Here is a 17,239-nt window from a genome sequence, read left to right on the forward strand (position 1 = left end):
GGAACGACGTGCATGCTTTGGCAACTAGCAGTAAGACCGTCGTTCCGGCGCAAGCCGGAACCCAAGTGCGTCGCGTCCAACGAACATCGACATCCACCCCGGCTTCCCACATGCCCGTTTTTCAGGCTATAATTGCCGGCTTACCCTTCCCACACTCGTCTTGACGCCGAGGTGGGCATTTGTTTAAACGTCCTTAAGGAGTGTTGCATGCGTCATTATGAAATCGTTTTTATCGTCCACCCGGACCAGAGCGAGCAAGTCCCGGCGATGATCGAGCGTTACAAGACCACGGTGACCAGCCGCGGCGGTAACATCCATCGCGTGGAAGACTGGGGCCGCCGTCAAATGGCCTACCAGATCCAGAAGCTGCCGAAAGCCCACTACATCTGCATGAACATCGAGTGCGACAACGAGACCCTGGTCGAGCTGGAAACCGCATTCAAGTTCAACGATGCCGTCCTGCGTCACCTGACCGTCAAGATGAAGAAGGCTGAAACCGCACCGTCGCCGATGATGAAGTCGGTCCAGCGCGAAGACGCAGCCAAGAGCCACCGCGCAGAAGCAGCCGCCGCTGCCCCGGCCGCAGCTGCCTAAGTTTTTCCCGGGAATCCCTGAACGAAAGTAAAGCATCGCAGTGAACCAGTTCCAGCTCATCGCGACCATCGCGGAGCGAGACGTACTGCGATATACCCCGGCCGGCGTCCCCATCGTGGGCGTGATCCTGCAGCACAGTTCGCAGCAGGAAGAGGCGGGGGTGGCAAGACTGGTCGAGTTTGAAATGCCTGCGCTCGGCGCGGGCCAGATTTCAGGCCGACTGGACAGCGCCGAGCTCGGCGCCGCCTACCGCTTCGAAGGATTCCTCGCCAGGAAGAACCGCAACAGCAAAGCCTTGGTGTTTCACATCATTGATTTCAGTGCCGCTTAAACAATCGGCGCAAACTAGATTAGATACAGGAGCCTAAAATGGCATTCGGTAAAAAGTTCGACAAAAACAAAGCAAAAGAAAAACTCAAGCGTAAACAGCAGAACCCGCTGTTCAAGCGCAAGAAGTTCTGCCGCTTCACCGCCGCCGGCGTTGAGCAAGTGGACTACAAGGACGTGGATACCCTGAAAGACTTCGTCCAGGAAAACGGCAAGATCATGCCGGCACGCCTGACCGGCACCAAGGCGCACTACCAGCGCCAGGTCGACACCGCCATCAAGCGCGCACGCTACCTCGCGCTGCTGCCGTACACCGACCTGCACAACGCTTAAAGCGCGGCTCGTCAGTCAGAATACCTGGAGAATAAATATGCAAGTTATCCTGCTCGAAAAAGTGGTCAACGTCGGCAACCTGGGCGACGTCGTCAAAGTCAAGGACGGTTACGCACGTAACTTCCTGATCCCGCAAAAGATGGCACGCCGTGCTACCCAGGCCGCCGTGGCCGAGTTCGAAGTCAAGCGCGCCGAACTGGAAAAAGCTGCAGCCGAGAAGCTGTCGGCAGCACAAGCCCAGGGCGACAAGCTGAGCGGCATGACCGTCACCATCGCCCAGAAAGCCGGCGTCGACGGCCGCCTGTTCGGTTCGGTCACCAACTTCGACATCGCCGAAGCCCTGAGCAAGCAAGGCTTCCCAGTCGAGAAGTCGCAGGTTCGCCTGCCGACCGGCCCGCTGAAGACCACCGGCGAATTCCCGGTCGCCGTCGCGCTGCACACCGACGTCGTCTCGGAGATCACCATTGCTGTGGTCGGCGAAGCCGCCTAAGAAACTGTTGTAAATTAGAAAAAGCCGGGCTCGCCCGGCTTTTTTTACGTCCTGAAAAACCGGTCATTTATGACAGCCGTATGACAGGAGAAGGTATAATGCCCGCCATGAATTCCCCAGCCGATCCGCAAGTCGACTCCCTGCGCATCCCGCCGCACTCCATCGAAGCAGAACAGTCCGTCATTGGCGGCCTGCTGCGCGATAACGCCGCGTGGGACCGCATCGCCGACTTCATGCACGCGGAGGACTTCTACCGCTACGATCACCGCATCATCTTCGAACAGATGGTCCGCCTGATCAACGCCGGCAAGCCCGCCGACGTGATCACGGTTTACGAGGCCTGCAATATGCTCGGCAAGGCCGAGGAAGTGGGCGGCCTGCAGTACCTGAACGCGATGGCGCAGAACACGCCGTCGGCGGCCAACATCCGCCGCTACGCCGAGATCGTGCGCGACCGCGGCATCCTGCGCAACCTGATCACGGTGGCCGACGAAATCTCGGGCAACGCCTTCAACCCGCAGGGCAAGGAAGTCAAGCAGATGCTCGACGAGGCCGAGTCGAAGATCTTCGCGATCGCGGAGACCGGCGCGCGCGGCCAGCAGGGCTGGAACCCGATCCAGCCGCTGCTCACCCAGGTGGTGGAGCGCATCGACGAACTGTACTCGCGCGAGAACCAGGGCGAGATCACCGGCGTGCCGACCGGCTTCATCGACCTCGATCGCATGACCTCCGGCCTGCAGCCGGGCGACCTGGTCATCGTGGCCGGCCGTCCCTCGATGGGCAAGACCGCGTTCTCGGTCAACATCGGCGAGAACGTCGCGATCGAAGCCGGCCTGCCGGTGGCCGTGTTCTCGATGGAGATGGGCGGCGCCCAGCTGGCCATGCGTATGCTCGGTTCGGTCGGCCAGCTCGACCAGCACCGCCTGCGTACCGGCCGCCTGAACGACGAGGACTGGCCGCGCCTGACGCACGCCATCCAGAAGATGAACGACGCCCAGCTCTACATCGACGAGACCCCGGCGCTGAACCCGATCGAGATGCGCGCGCGCGCGCGGCGCCTGGCGCGCCAGTGCGGGAAGCTGGGCCTGATCATCGTCGACTACCTGCAGCTGATGCAGGGCAGTACGCCGGGCGACAACCGCGCCTCGGAGATCTCGGAGATTTCGCGATCATTGAAAGGCCTGGCGAAGGAATTGCACTGCCCGGTCATCGCGCTGTCCCAGCTGAACCGCTCGCTGGAACAACGACCCAACAAACGTCCCGTCATGTCCGACCTGCGCGAATCGGGCGCTATCGAACAGGATGCGGACGTTATCATCTTCCTGTATCGCGACGAGGTCTACAACCCCGACTCGCCGGATAAAGGAACCGCCGAAATCATCATCGGTAAGCAGCGTAACGGCCCGATCGGGGCGATTCGCCTTACCTGGATCGGCTCCTACACCAAGTTTGGCAACTACAGCGGTAACCTCGCCATCTATCAGGGTGACTGACAGGGCGACCAAGTTTCTGAAGAAGTAGCAAAACGCATTCCTTATAACAGCCGGCCCCGAGCCGGTTCACTTTGCCGCCGCCAGCCGTGGCAGCGGTTTCGAAGTCCCAAGAGATTCACAACGGAGAATAAAATGTTTGGACGCCTGATGCCCCAGGAGGGCAAGTTCTTTGACCTGTTCAACCAGCACGCCGCGCTGTGCGTGAAGGGCGCGCAGGAGATGGTCGGCCTGATGACCAACTTCGACGACCTGGAAAACCGCACCCACGCCGTGGAGAGCATCGAGAAGCAGGCGGACAAGATCACCTACGCCACCGTCGACCTGCTGCACAAGACCTTCATCACCCCGCTCGACCGCGACGACATCCACAAGCTGATCACCAGCATGGACGACATCCTCGACATGATGGAAGACGCGGCCCAGACCATCTCGCTGTACGACCTGCACGCGGTGACCCCGGAAGCCAAGCGCCTGGCCGAACTGTGCCTGTCGTGCTGCCTGAAGGTGCAGGAAGCCGTCGGCCTGCTGCACGACATGGGCAACGCCCAGAAGATCGTCGCCATCTGCGAAGAGATCGACCGCTTCGAGTCGGACGCCGACCACGTGATGCGCGCCGCCATGTCCAAGCTGTTCCGCGACGAGCCGGACGTGCGCAACCTGATCAAGATGAAGGCGATCTACGAGATCCTCGAGACCGTCACCGACCGCTGCGAAGACGTGGCCAACATCGTCGAAGGCATCATCGTCGAGAACGCGTAAAGCGCCGCGCGGAACAAGAATAATTATGGAATCTCTACATATCAGCATCTACGTGCTGGGCCTGCTCGTGCTGCTGGCGCTGGTGTTCGACTTCATGAACGGCTTCCACGACTCGGCCAACGCGATCGCCACGGTCGTCTCGACCGGCGTCCTGAAGCCCCAGTCGGCCGTGGCCATGGCCGCCTTCTTCAACTTCCTGGCGATCTTCGTGGTCAGCATGAAGGTGGCGCAGACCATCGGCAAGGGGACCATCGATCCCCACGTGGTCGACCACTACGTGATCTTCGGGGCCCTGGTCGGGGCCATCGTCTGGAACATCATCACCTGGTACTACGGCATTCCGTCCTCGTCCTCGCACGCCCTGATCGGCGGCCTGGTGGGCGCCGCGGTGGCCAAGTCGGGCACCGGCGCGCTGATCTCGGCGGGCCTGATCAAGACCGTGGTGTTCATCGTGGTCGCGCCGCTGCTGGGCTTCGTGCTCGGTTCGATCATCATGCTGCTGGTCTCGTGGATCTTCGTGCGCTCGACGCCGCGCAAGGTCGACGTCTGGTTCCGCCGCCTGCAACTGGTGTCGGCCGCCGGCTATTCGCTGGGCCACGGCGGCAACGACGCGCAGAAGACCATGGGCATCATCTGGATGCTGCTGATCGCCGCCGGCTACACCAACCCGGCCGACGCGCATCCGCCGACCTGGGTCATCATCTCCTGCTACGCAGCGATCAGCTTCGGCACGCTGTTCGGCGGCTGGCGCATCGTCAAGACCATGGGCCAGAAGATCACCAAGCTCAAGCCCGTCGGCGGCTTCTGCGCGGAGACCGGCGGCGCCATGACGCTCCTGATGGCGAGCTTCTGGGGCATCCCGGTCTCGACCACCCACACCATCACCGGCGCCATCGTCGGCGTGGGCGCCTCGCAGAAGGCGTCGGCGGTGCGTTGGGGCGTGGCGGGCAATATCGTGTGGGCCTGGATCTTCACGATTCCGGCGTCGGCTTTCATGGCGGCGGTGGCCTGGTGGATCGGCACGCACATCATGTAAGCATGTGAGCATGCAAGCAAAAAGGCCAGGGATTCCCTGGCCTTTTTGTTGTCGGCTATCCCCGCCGGAGGCGGACTACCTGCCCATGCGCGCGTCTTCGACGTCGGCCCCGCTCGCGGTGCCGGCCCTGCTGGTGCCGGGGCCCTTCTTGCGCAGATTGCTGCCGACCATGATCGAGTCGTCCTTGTCTCGGGCGCGCGGCTCGCGCGGGGCGGAAGGGTCATGGGCGCAGCCGCCCAGCAGGGTGAACGCCACGGCGGCCAGCATCAACTTCTTCATCGTTCCAACTCCATTCTCATGTGGGTCTCAAGAGTGGACGATTGTAGTGCGGCCCGTGCCGGAATAGGGCGGTGGCAGACCGCTTGCCGCAAATTACCCTCGGCGGATGCCTCAGGCCAGGGTTACTTCGAGGCCCTCGAAGGCCAGGCTGACCTGCAGCGCGCCGAGGCGGCCCCGGTAGCGCGCCAGCACCTCGGCGAACGCCGCTTCCAGGTCGTCGTCGCCGCGGGTCGGTTCGTGGTGGGTGCAGTACAGGCGCTTCGCGCCCACCCGCAGCGCCATCTCGATCGCGGCGTCGAAGGTGCCGTGGCCCCAGCCGGCCTTGGACGGATACTCTTCGCGCGTGTACGAGCAGTCGACGATCAGGGCATCCACGTCGCGCATGGCGGCGTCGATCGCATCCTGGCGCGCCAGCAGGTGGGCCTCGCAGGCGGCGAACGCCGGGTCGGCGGGCGGGTAGGGGTTGTGCCAGGGTTCGTGGTCGCCGGTGAAGAACAGCGACCGGCCATTGCAAGCAATCCGGTAGCCCAGGTTGGTGACCGGGTGGTTCATGACCACGTTGTCGACCACCACGTCGCCGACCGCGACCGGCACGCCGACGTCGAGGGTGCGGTACTCGATGGTGGCGCCCATCTGCGTTTCGCTGACCGGGAAGTAGCTGTTCTGCAGCTGCACGCCCATCACGTGCTCGATGCCGTGGCCCGTGACCGGGTCGTGGGCTCCGTGCAGGCGCACCCGGCTGCCCTTGATGAACAGCGGAGTGAAGAAGGGCAGGCCGTGGATGTGGTCCCAGTGGCTGTGGGTGATGAAGATGTTGGCGCTGATCGGTCCTTGCGACAGGGTGGTGAGCAGGTGCTGGGCCAGCGGGAACAGGCCGGTGCCGCCGTCGAGGATGATCAGGGTGCCGTCGTCGCCGCGCACTTCGATGCAGGTGGTGTTGCCGCCATAGCGTGCGGTACGCGGGCCTGGGGACGGAATCGATCCCCGCACCCCCCAGAAACGGAATTTCATCAATGCTCCCCTGCCTGGTAATTATTGTCATGAAACAACGGCCATGATAGCCAGTTTGTGGCGCGCTTTGGCTGAAATTTTGTAAATATCCGGCCGAGCATGTACAGCCGGGCGTAACGAAGCTACACTGCCGAGAATTACCAAACGGCAAAATAGCTTCCGCCAGGAACAACGCCCCGCGCCTACCATGCAAGAGCTGAACCCCACCCAAATCGCGCAACGCCTGCACCAGCTCACCGAAGTCAGCGTGGCGCTCGGGGACACGCACGACACTGCCGGCCTGCTCGACCGCATCCTGCGCGTGGCCAAGCACATGACCGACGCCGACGGCGGCACCCTGTACCGGCCGAGCGAGGACCGGCGCAGCCTGTGCTACCACATCTCGATCAATGACACCCTCGGCATCTACCAGGGCGGCGTCAGCGGAAGCCCGATCGACATCGCACCGGTGCCGCTGTGCGACAGCTACGGCAACAAGAACCTGGCCTCGGTAGCCGCCTATGCCGCCAACTTCAACCAGTCGGTGAACATCGAAGACGTCTACAAGGCGGACGTGTTCAACTTCTCGGGCATGCGGTCCTTCGACGCCGCCTTCGGCTACCACTCGCAATCCTTCCTGACGGTGCCGATGACCGACCACGAAGGCGAGCTGCTGGGCGTGCTCCAGCTGATCAACGCCAAGGACCCGCAGACCGGCGCCATCCGCGCGTTCTCGCAGACCGACCAGCGCTTCATCGAGGCGCTTGCGGCCCAGGCCGCGGTGGCATTGACGAACCAGCTGTTGATCGCCCAGCTCGAGAACCTGCTGGAAGCGCTGGTCAACCTGATCAACATCGGCATCGACGAGAAGTCGCCCTACACCGGCCGCCACTGCCAGTTCGTGCCGGAGCTGACCATGATGCTGGCCGAGGCCGTGCACGACACGACCTCCGGCCCGATGGCGAACTTCCGCATGCTTGATGCCGACCGCAAGGAGCTGTGGCTGGCGGGCCTGCTGCACGATTGCGGCAAGATCACGACGCCGGTGCACATCGTCGACAAGGCGACCAAGCTGGAAACCATCTTCGACCGCATCCACCTGGTCGACACCCGCTTCGAAGTGCTGCTGCGCGATTGCGAGATCCGCGCGCTGCGCGCCAAGTGCGAGCCGGGCGCCGACCACGCCGCGATCGACGACCGCCTGGCGCACGACCAGGCCGGCCTCATCGCCGACCGCGAGTTCCTGCGCCGCGCCAACGTCGGCGGCGAAGGGATGTCGCCGGACGACCAGGAGCGCGTGCGCCGCATCGCCCGCCACCGCTGGACCGGGCCGGATGGCCGCGAGCAGGATTTCCTGAGCGAGAACGAGGTCTTCAACCTGACCGTGCGCTTCGGCACCCTCACCGACGCCGAGCGCAAGATCATCAACAACCACATCGACGTCACCATCAGGATGCTCGAGTCGCTGCCCTGGCCCAAGCACCTCAAGAACGTGCCGGAATACGCGGGCGGTCACCACGAGCGCATGGACGGCAAGGGCTATCCGCGCGGCCTCACGCGCGAGCAGATGTCGGTGCCGGCGCGGATCATGGCGATTGCCGACATCTTCGAGGCGCTCACCGCCTGCGACCGGCCCTACAAGAAGGGCAAGATGCTGTCCGAGTCGCTGCACATCCTGGGACGCTTCGCCCTCAACGGCCACATCGACCCGGACCTGTTCGACATCTTCGTGCGCAACCGCGTCTACCTGCAGTTCGCGCACAAGAACATGGACGCCCACCAGATCGACGAGGTGGACGAGGCGGCGATTCCGGGCTACCGGCCGTAGGCGATGAAGCGGATCCGCCAGCTGCTGTCACGTTATTGGGCGCGCTGGTCGCTCGGGCTGCTGTTCACCCTCGCCGCGGTGCTGTACACGCTGGACGTCTGGACCAGCCATGCCATCGCGCGCCAGGACACCATCATTTCCGACCTGCGCATGCGGCTCGAGCCGTTCGTGCCCGAGCCGGGCATCGTCATCGTCGACATCGACAGCAAGAGCCTGAACGAGGTCGGACGCTTCCCCTGGAGCCGCAACGTGATGGCCAGGCTGGTGGAGCAGCTGACGCGCCACTACGAGGTCAGCGCGGTGGGCTTCGACGTCTCCTTTCCGGAACCCGACACCAGCTCGGGCTACGATGTGCTGGCGCAGCTGGCGGAGCGCGAGCTGAAAAGCATCCCCGCGCTGAAGGACGAACTCGGGCGCCTGAAGCCGGCGCTGGACTACGACGGCATGTTCGCCGAAGCGCTGCGCGGGCAGCCGGTGGTGCTCGGTTTTAACCTGTCCGAAGGCCAGCGCAAGGGCGTCCTGCCGGAGCCCGCGTTCACGACCGACTTCCTGAACGGGCGCGCCGGCGATGCCTACACCGTCAACGGGTATGAAGCGAACATCGCACGCCTGCAGGAAGCCGCCGCCGGCGCCGGGGTGTTTACCGCCACGACCGATGCCGATGGCCTGGTGCGGTCGTCGCCCGTACTGTTCAGGATCGGCGATGGCTACTACCCGTCGCTGTCGGCGGCGACGCTGGCAACCGCCCTGGGCGCCACCGCGATCAAGCCGAAGCTGGTCGGCACCGTGGATACCCTGTCGCAGGCCGATCGCGACGCATCGGCATTCGACACGATGCAGATGTGGGTCGACCGCAAGCCGGTGTCCTTCCCCGTTGGCGAGGGGATGATCGCCACCATCCGGTTCCGTGGCCCCGGCGGCCCGGACGGCGGCGCTTTCCGCTACGTGTCGGCATCCGATGTCCTGGCAGGCAAAGTGGCCAAGGACGTGCTCGAAGGTGCCATCGTCCTGGTCGGCACCACCGCGCCCGGCCTGCAGGACCTGCGCGCGACGCCGGTCAACGCCCAGTACCCCGGCGTCGAGATCCACGCGAACATGATCAAGTCGATGCTGGACGGGCGTTTCAAGGTTCGCCCCTACTGGGCGCAGCCGGTCGAAACGATCGTGGTGGCGGCGCTCGGCGTCGTGCTGACCTTATTGCTGGCGGTGCTCAGCCCCGCCTGGGCGGTGCTGCTGGCGGCCGGCGCCTTCCTCGCCTGCGGCGCCTTCAATTACGTGATGTACAGCCGCTACGACGCGATCCTGAACGTCTTCATCTGCCTGCTGCTGGTCGCCACCCTGTTCGTGCTGAACCTCGCCTGGGGCTGGTTCTTCGAGGTGCGCAAGGGCAGGGCGCTGGTCTCGCGCTTCGGCGAGTACGTGGCGCCCGAACTGGTCGAGCGCATGGCCGAGGATCCGGCCGCCTACAATATGGACGGCGAGAGCCGCGAGCTGACCGTCATGTTCGTCGACGTGCGCGGCTTCACCACCATCTCCGAGGGCCTGAGCCCGAAGGCGCTGCGCGAGTACATCAACCTGTACCTCACCGCGATGTCCGAGGACATCCGCTCCAGCCACCAGGGCACCCTCGACAAGTACATCGGCGACGCCGTGATGGCCTTCTGGGGCGCACCGGTCGCTTTCCCCGACCACGCCAGCCGGGCGGTGGCCACCGCGCTCCTGATGCAGGACAGCGCGGCGCGCCTGAACCGCGACTTCCTGGCGCGCGGCTGGCCCGAGCTGAAGATCGGCATCGGCCTGAACACCGGCCCCATGCACGTGGGCGACATGGGCTCGAAGATCCGGCGCGCCTATACCGTCATGGGCGACGCGGTGAACCTGGGTTCGCGCCTGGAAGGCATCACCAAGGTGTACGGTGTCGGCATCGCCGTGGGCGCGGCGACCCGCCTGGCGGCGCCGGAATTCGCCTGGCGCGAACTCGACCTGGTGCGCGTGAAAGGCAAGAACGAACCGGTGGCGATCTTCGAGCCGCTCGGCAAACCGGCCGACCTGGCTCCCGGTGTGCTGGACGAGCTGGCCCAATGGGAGGCCGCGCTGTCGCAGGTCCGCGCCCAGGATTGGGATACGGCCCAGGCGGCGATCGGCGCCCTGGCCGCGCGCCATCCGGAATGCGGCCTGTATGCCCTCTACCTGGAACGCATCGGCTACTATCGCGCCCATCCGCCGGGCCCGGGCTGGGACGGCGTGACCACCTTCGACAGCAAATAGCGATGCGGCGTGGGTTGTCACACCCATGCAACACAAATGCCACGCCTTCCCCCCTTCACAAGGGGGAACTTGGCGGACTTGTCTTTATTTTTCTCCCTTGCAACACAAAGCTCGTTACACTGCCCCGGAAATCCCTCTTCATAAAGCAAAACCAATGAAACAACGCTTTGCACGCCTGTTCGCAGGCTCCGTGCTCGCCGTGGCCGTCGGTGCGGCCTGGGCGCAGGAGACCGCGGCGCCGGCGGACGACGTGGTCCGCTTCGCGATCACGCGCTTCGAGGTGAGCGGCAACACGCTGCTGTCCCGCGACGAAGTGGAGCGCGCGGTGGCGCCGTTCACCGGTGCGAACCGCGACTTCGGCGACGTCCAGCGCGCCCTGGAGGCCCTGGAAGGCCTGTACCACGCGCGCGGCTACAAGGTGGTCACGGTCCAGCTGCCGGAACAGGAACTGAATGGCGGCGTGGTGCGCCTGAACGTGGCGCAGGCCCGCGTCGGCACGGTGACCGTCAGCGGCAATACCGTGTTCGACACCGCCAACATCCGCCGCAGCGTGCCGGCCCTGCGCGAAGGCGAGACGCCGAACCTGCTGCAGGTCTCCGCCAACCTGAAGCTGGCCAACGAGAACCCGGCCAAGCGCATCAAATTGAGTCTCGAAGGCGGCAAGCTGGAAGACACGGTCGACGCCCGCATCGAGGTGGCCGACGAACGCCCCTGGACCGTGATGGCCAACTTCGACAACACCGGCACGGTTGATACCGGCAAGACCCACGCCGGCGCCGTGCTCCAGCATGCCAACCTGTGGGGCCGCGACCATGTCGCGAGCCTGCAGTACACGACCACCGTCGAGGAGCCCTCGCAGGTCGGCGTCTGGGGCGTCGGCTACCACGTGCCCTTCTACGCGCAAGGCGGCGCGCTCGACCTGTATGCCAGCTATTCGGACGTCGATTCGGGCGTGGTGACGGCCGGCCTGTTCGACCTCGCGGTCAGCGGCCGCGGCGCGGTCTACGGCGCGCGCTACAGCCAGGTGCTGGCCAGGCGCGCCTTCGGGACGCGCGAGCTGGAAGGCCGCATCGTCTACGGCCTCGACATCAAGGCCTACAAGAACAGCGTGCGCCTGTTCGAGCAGGACTTCGGCAACGACGTCACCGTGCGTCCGCTGAGCATCGGCTACGTCGGCCGGGTCGGACTGGACGAGGGCGAGGCCAGCTTCAGCGCGACCGTGCTGCGCAACATCCCCGGCGGCTCGCGCGGCGCCAGGGAAGATCTCGCCGCCGCCCGCGCGGGCGCGAAAGCCGGCTACACGGCGCTGCGCCTGGCCGGCGCCTGGACCCGCGCCTACGGCGCCGGCGACTGGCAGTCGCGCGTGCTGTTCAACGGCCAGTGGAGCGGCGACGCCCTGGTCTCGGGCGAACAGATCGGCCTGGGCGGCGGCGGCTCGGTGCGCGGCTTCGACGAACGCGCCCTGTCGCTCGATACCGGCGCGGGCATGAACCTGGAACTGTACACCCCGAACCTGTGCGGCCGCGCCGGCTGGCAGTGCCGCCTGCTCGGCTTCGTGGACGCCGCCTGGGGCAAGCGCAACGACGCGCTGCCGGGCGAACTGCGCAGCACCTCGATCGCCGGCGCCGGCCTGGGCCTGCGCATCGCCGCCGGCCGTTCGGCCAGCGTGCAGGTCGACTACGGCGCGGTGGTGAAGGAAGGCGCGCTCGGCGGCGCCGGCAATGGCAGGCTGCACGTGCGCGTCGGCCTGGCCTACTAGGAGAGATTCATGAAGAACGGATTAGTCAAGCTGGCCCGGGCCGCCTTGTGCGTCGCCGCGTGCTTCGGCAGTGGCCAGGCAATAGCCGCGCCGACCTCGCCACAGGTCGTGGCCGGCCAGGCGACCTTCGCCCAGCAGGGCAATGTGTTCTCGATCACGAACACGCCCGGCGCCATCATCAACTGGCAGAGCTTCAACGTGAACGCGGGCGAGATCACGCGCTTCATCCAGCAAAGCGGCGACAGCGCGGTGCTGAATCGCATCGTCGGCCAGGACCCCAGCCGCATCCTCGGCGCGCTGCAGTCGAACGGCAAGGTTTTCCTGATCAACCCGAACGGCATCGTGTTCGGCCAGGGCGCGCGCGTGGACGTGAACGGCCTGGTGGCCTCGACCCTGAATATCAGCGACAGCGACTTCCTGGCCGGGAAGCACAGCTTCGCGGCCGGCGCCAATGCCGGGACCATCCGCAACGACGGCGCCATCGCGACGCCAAGCGGCGGCAAGGTCTTCCTGGTCGCGACCAGCGTCGAGAACAACGGCATCATCCAGGCCCCGGACGGCCAGGTGGTGCTGGCGGCGGGACGCAGCGTGAAGCTGGTCGATGCCAATAACCCGGACCTCGACGTGGTGGTCGCGGCTCCGCAGGACCGCGCCATCAACCTCGGCCAGGTGGTCTCCAGCGGCGGGAGCATCGGCATCTACGCCGCGCTGGTCAACCAGCGCGGCGTGGTCAACGCCGACAGCGCGGTGGTCGGCGCGAACGGCAAGATCGTCCTGAAGGCGAGCGGCGACACGGTGCTGGAAGCGGGCAGCGTGACCAGTGCGCGCGGCGCCGGCCGTGGCGGCGAGATCCAGTTGCTCGGCAGCCGCGTTGGTTTGCAGGGCGATGCCCTGGTCGACGCCAGCGGCGAGCTGGGAGGCGGCACGGTGCTGGCCGGCGGCGACTATCAAGGCAAGAACGCGGCGCTGCCGAATGCGCAGCAGACCTGGTTCGGCAAGGACGCGCGCATCCGCGCCGACGCCCTGGCGTCGGGCGAGGGCGGCAAGGTGGTGCTGTGGTCCGACGGCGCCACCGGCGCCTACGGCAGCATCTCGGCGCGCGGGGCGGGGCGCGGCAACGGCGGCCTGATCGAAACGTCCGGCCACGAGCTCTCCACCACCGGCGTCCGCGTGAACGCGGGCGGCGGCGCGCAGGGTGGCAAGAACGGCAGCTGGCTGCTCGACCCCTGGAACATCGTCGTGCGCACCGGCGGCGAAACCCTGCCCGGCGACGCCGACATGTTCGACAAGCTGCCCGGCGCTACCGAGGCCATCGTGGACCCCGGCATCCTGGCGAGCGCCGATGCCGACATCGTCCTGCAGGCGCGCAACGACCTGACCTTCGCCGACGACCTCGACGCGCCGCGCAGCGTGCGCGCCGAAGCGGGCAACAACCTGAACGTCGACGCCCGCATCCGCGCGGTCGGCGACATCGACCTGCGCGCCGGGAATCGCCTGAACCTGGGCGCCGACGGCGAACTGCGCACGAGCGAATACATCGACCTGAAGGCCGACCGCATGACCCTGGCCGGCCGGATCCGCGGCGCGGACGGGGTCGACCCGGCGGTCTCCTTCACCACCTTCAATGCCGGCACCCCGATCGTGGTCGGCAGCGACGACATCGGCATCGCGCTGATGCTCGACCCGGCGCGCCTGGCGGCCATCGAAGCCTACAGCATCAATATCGGCAGCAGCGCGCACACTGCCGAGATCTTCATCGACGAAGCCCTGCACCTGGCCGGCCACCTGTCGATCGACACCGGCGGCGCCATCACGGTGCGCGCGCCGGTGGTGCTGAGCGGCGCTGCCAGCCAGTTCAGCGCCAGGCTGCATCCCCTGCTGGGCGGCGGCATCATCCGCGTGACGGAGGGTGGCGCCATCACGGCCGGCCGCAAGATCACCCTGGAGGGCGGCTGGGTGCGCGTGTTCGGCGGCCTGACGTCGCAGGACATCGCCATCGACGCCGGCGCCGGCGGCATCGAGCTGGAGGCCGGCAGCGCGCTCGCGAGCAGCGGCGCGACGGCCCTGAACGCGCAGTGGCGCATCAAGCAGGACAGCGCCGCCTCGATCTCCGCCGCCATCCTGCTGGCGCGCGCCGCCGAGGTCGAGCTGCCGGGCGTGAACCGCGCCGGCATCCTGGCCGGCGAAGCCACCAACGGCGCCTTCCGCTTCAACTGGCGCGACAGCGTCACGCTCGGCACGGTCGGCAGCGTGAGCGGCGTGCGCGCCGCGGCGGCGGACGTCAGCATCACCGGCGGTATCCTGAACCTGGGCGCCGGCATCGATGGCGGCAGCGTCTTCATCGACGCCGACGCGATCCGCGGCAATGGCCTGGTCAAGGGCTACCACGTGGACCTGGCCGCGCGCGGCGGCATCGGCACCAGTACGAACGCCGTGCGCACCAGCGCCACCACCCTGGCGGCCTGGAATGCGCAGACCGGCAATGCGCCGATCAACATCGTCAACGACCGCGCCCTGATCCTGTACGACGTGGTGCAGGCCGGCGCCGGCAACGGCGGCGCGATCGCGATCGAAACCACCGGCGGCCTCACCGTCGCCCGGAGCGAAGGCGAAGGCCAGGGCGTCAGGACCTCGAGCGGCAACATCAGCCTGGTCACCCACAGCCCCTTGACCGTCAACGGCAACGTGACCACCGACAGCGGCAACATCAGCATGCTGGCCGATAACGGCGGCGCCCTGACCATCTCGGGCAGCGCGCGCGTGGCCTCCGGCTCGGGCAACATCAGCCTCACCGGCGGCACCACGTCGATCGCCGCGGGCAGCGTGCAGGTCGCGAACCCGGACAAGCTGAGCGTGACCAGCACCAGCACGCCGCCGCCGCCGCCGCCTCCACCTCCACCTCCACCTCCACCGCCGCCGCTGGATGCCTGCATCGGCAACCCGAACACCAGCGGCTGCGGCGCGGTCCTGGAAACCAAGACCCGCGAGTGCATTGCCAACATGGACGGCCCGCAGTGCGGCCAGGTGCTGCCGACGGCGGGCGTCTGCCAGGCCAGCCCGGCGCTGCTCGGCTGCGGCGTGGTGCTGGAGCGCGCGGCGCTGCTGGCCTGTATCGCCAACCCGAAAGGCCCGGGCTGCGGCGCGGTCCTGCCGAGCTACGACAGCTGCAAGAGCGACGCCGGCCGGCTCGGCTGCGCCCCGGTGATCGCGGCGCGCGAGGCGCTCGACGCCTGCATCGCCAATCCGAAAGGCGCCGGCTGCGGCGAGATCCTGCCCAGCTACGACAGCTGCAAGGTGAACGGCTCCATCCTCGGCTGCGCGCCGGTGCTGGCAGCGCGCCAGGCGCTGGACGCCTGCATCGCCGATCCGAAGGGCGCCGGCTGCGGCGCGATCCTGCCGCCTTATGAAACCTGCGCGGCCAACGGCGGCATCCTCGGCTGCGCGCCGGTGCTGGCGGCGCGCCAGGCCCTGGAAGCCTGTATCGTGAATCCGAAAGGCGCCGGCTGCGGCGCGATCCTGCCGCCGTACGAGACCTGCGCGGTCAACGGCGGCACCCTGGGCTGCGCGCCGGTGCTGGCGGCGCGCCAGGCCCTGGAAGCCTGTATCGCCAATCCGAAGGGCGCCACCTGCGGCGAGATCCTGCCGCCGCTGGCGCAGTGCCGCATCGACGCCGGGGTGCTCGGTTGCGCCCCGGTGCTGGCGCGCGCCACGTTCGACGCCTGCCTCGCCAACCCGGCCGGCGTCGGCTGCGCCGCGGTGCTGCCAAGCCTGCCGGTCTGCAAGGCCAGTTCCAGCGTCGAGGGCTGCGCCCAGGTGCTGCAACTGACCTTCAACGCCTGCCTGCTCAATCCCGGCGACGCTTCCTGCAGCGGCATCCTGCCGACCCTGTCGCAGTGCGTGATCGACAAGTCCGCGGCCGGCTGCCAGGTGGTCCTGCCGACGCTGGAGCAGTGCATCGGCAGCCCGAGCCTGCAGGGCTGCTCGGTGCAGCTGCCGCGCATCGAGCAGTGCGCGGCGAATGCGTCCGTGCCCGGCTGCGTGGCGGTGCTGCCCAAGCCCGACTTCTGCGCCACCCATCCGGGCGATGCGAGCTGCGTGGTGTTCCAGCCGACACCGTCCGCCGGCGGACAGGGCAAGACGCCGGTCGCCAGCGCCCAGCAGGCCGCGGTACACCTGATCAATACCCGCACCCCGAACACGCCCGAGCGCGCGCCGGGCGGTCCGGGCGAAGGCGGTGGCGACGGCCGCAAGCCTGCCGACAAGCAGCCCGGCCCGGCGCAAGGCCCGAATACTGGAGCAAACAATGAAAAACCAGCAGCAAAAATGTACTGCAACTAAGGGGATCGCAGGCGCCTGGAGTGCGCTGCTGTTCGCCGCGCTGCTCGTGTTCGGCAATGCCGCCTGGGCCGCCCAGGTGGCGGGCCGGGTCGAGCGCCTGAGCGGGCCCCTGATGGCGAAGAAGGCGGACGGCAGCGTCAAGGTGCTGGCCGTCAAATCCGAGATCGAGAGCGGCGACACCCTGGTCTCGGAGAAGAACACCTACGCCCAGATCAAATTCATCGACAACAGCGAGATCACGCTGCGTCCCGGCACCACCTTCAAGGTCGAGAACTTCGCCTACGACGAAGGCCGGCCGGAGGGCGACCAGGCCAGCTTCAACCTGGTGAAGGGCGGGCTGCGCTCGATCACCGGCCTGATGGGCAAGCGCAACAAGGAGAAGTTCTCGCTGAAGACGCCGAACGCCACCATCGGCATTCGCGGGACCACCTTTATCGTGCAATGGGTCGATGCGACGGCGCCGCAAGCCACGCCGGGGCCGTCGGCGCTGCCGCCTGGCCTGCACCTGTCGGTGAGCGACGGCGCCATCGTCGTGAGCAATCCTGGCGGCTCGCTCGGCTTCGCCGCGGGCCAGTTCGGCTATGTGCCGGGTCCGACGCAGCCGCCGGTGATCGTGCCGACCAATCCGGGCATCCAGTTCACGCCGCCGCCGGCCTTCGGCAACGGCCCGGGCGCCGGGACGGAAGGCGCGCCGGGCGGCGTGCCGCCGAAGTCGGCGCAGGTCGACTGCGAGGTCCGTTAAGGA

The 17,239-nt window shown here is 66.8% G+C and carries 14 protein-coding genes; 12 read left to right on the forward strand and 2 right to left on the reverse strand.

What is annotated here, in order from left to right:
- The first annotated feature begins 207 nt into the window (after nucleotides 1–207).
- From rpsF to LQ564_RS06150, 7 genes are all read left to right on the forward strand, one after another.
- A complete protein-coding gene (gene rpsF / locus LQ564_RS06120; protein ID WP_020656856.1) occupies nucleotides 208–594 on the forward strand; it encodes a 30S ribosomal protein S6 in 387 nt (128 codons plus the stop codon).
- Nucleotides 595–634: 40 nt separating this feature from the next.
- A complete protein-coding gene (priB, locus tag LQ564_RS06125; protein WP_231057184.1) occupies nucleotides 635–925 on the forward strand; it encodes a primosomal replication protein N in 291 nt (96 codons plus the stop codon).
- Between the two features lie 38 nt (nucleotides 926–963).
- Complete coding sequence (gene rpsR / locus LQ564_RS06130; RefSeq protein WP_036249492.1) at nucleotides 964–1,254, forward strand: 30S ribosomal protein S18; 291 nt, start codon at nucleotides 964–966, stop codon at nucleotides 1,252–1,254.
- Between the two features lie 37 nt (nucleotides 1,255–1,291).
- Nucleotides 1,292–1,744 (forward strand): 50S ribosomal protein L9, encoded by a 453-nt coding sequence (rplI, locus tag LQ564_RS06135; RefSeq protein WP_159703143.1) that lies wholly within the window; start codon nucleotides 1,292–1,294, stop codon nucleotides 1,742–1,744.
- Nucleotides 1,745–1,851: 107 nt separating this feature from the next.
- Nucleotides 1,852–3,237 carry a replicative DNA helicase gene (locus LQ564_RS06140; protein WP_231057378.1) on the forward strand — a complete coding sequence of 462 codons (1,386 nt, stop codon included), beginning with the start codon at nucleotides 1,852–1,854 and terminating at the stop codon, nucleotides 3,235–3,237.
- 132 nt (nucleotides 3,238–3,369) lie between these two features.
- Nucleotides 3,370–3,996 (forward strand): DUF47 domain-containing protein, encoded by a 627-nt coding sequence (locus LQ564_RS06145; RefSeq protein WP_231057185.1) that lies wholly within the window; start codon nucleotides 3,370–3,372, stop codon nucleotides 3,994–3,996.
- Between the two features lie 25 nt (nucleotides 3,997–4,021).
- Nucleotides 4,022–5,032 carry an inorganic phosphate transporter gene (locus tag LQ564_RS06150; protein ID WP_231057186.1) on the forward strand — a complete coding sequence of 337 codons (1,011 nt, stop codon included), beginning with the start codon at nucleotides 4,022–4,024 and terminating at the stop codon, nucleotides 5,030–5,032.
- Between the two features lie 75 nt (nucleotides 5,033–5,107).
- Here the strand turns inward: LQ564_RS06150 and LQ564_RS06155 are convergent, their stop codons facing one another.
- Entirely contained in the window at nucleotides 5,108–5,311 is a 204-nt protein-coding gene (locus LQ564_RS06155) for a hypothetical protein (protein WP_231057187.1), read from the reverse strand.
- 111 nt (nucleotides 5,312–5,422) lie between these two features.
- Nucleotides 5,423–6,322, reverse strand: a complete 900-nt coding sequence (locus tag LQ564_RS06160; protein ID WP_231057188.1) for an MBL fold metallo-hydrolase — start codon at nucleotides 6,320–6,322, stop codon at nucleotides 5,423–5,425.
- Between the two features lie 187 nt (nucleotides 6,323–6,509).
- Between LQ564_RS06160 and LQ564_RS06165 the strand changes: the two genes are divergently transcribed.
- The 5 genes from LQ564_RS06165 (at nucleotide 6,510) to LQ564_RS06185 (ending at nucleotide 17,236) form a co-directional block, all read left to right on the forward strand.
- Nucleotides 6,510–8,129, forward strand: a complete 1,620-nt coding sequence (locus LQ564_RS06165; protein ID WP_231057189.1) for a GAF and HD-GYP domain-containing protein — start codon at nucleotides 6,510–6,512, stop codon at nucleotides 8,127–8,129.
- Nucleotides 8,130–8,132: 3 nt separating this feature from the next.
- Nucleotides 8,133–10,397 (forward strand): CHASE2 domain-containing protein, encoded by a 2,265-nt coding sequence (locus LQ564_RS06170; protein WP_231057190.1) that lies wholly within the window; start codon nucleotides 8,133–8,135, stop codon nucleotides 10,395–10,397.
- A 154-nt stretch (nucleotides 10,398–10,551) separates the two neighbouring features.
- Nucleotides 10,552–12,156 (forward strand): ShlB/FhaC/HecB family hemolysin secretion/activation protein, encoded by a 1,605-nt coding sequence (locus LQ564_RS06175; RefSeq protein WP_231057191.1) that lies wholly within the window; start codon nucleotides 10,552–10,554, stop codon nucleotides 12,154–12,156.
- 9 nt (nucleotides 12,157–12,165) lie between these two features.
- Nucleotides 12,166–16,494 carry a two-partner secretion domain-containing protein gene (locus LQ564_RS06180; RefSeq protein ID WP_231057192.1) on the forward strand — a complete coding sequence of 1,443 codons (4,329 nt, stop codon included), beginning with the start codon at nucleotides 12,166–12,168 and terminating at the stop codon, nucleotides 16,492–16,494.
- Nucleotides 16,460–17,236, forward strand: a complete 777-nt coding sequence (locus tag LQ564_RS06185) for a FecR family protein (protein ID WP_231057193.1) — start codon at nucleotides 16,460–16,462, stop codon at nucleotides 17,234–17,236. The genes LQ564_RS06180 and LQ564_RS06185 overlap by 35 nt, the downstream gene beginning before the upstream one ends.
- Nucleotides 17,237–17,239: the final 3 nt, after the last annotated feature.

The sequence above is a fragment of the Massilia phyllostachyos genome (genome assembly GCF_021044825.1).
Lineage (GTDB): Bacteria > Pseudomonadota > Gammaproteobacteria > Burkholderiales > Burkholderiaceae_D > Telluria > Telluria phyllostachyos.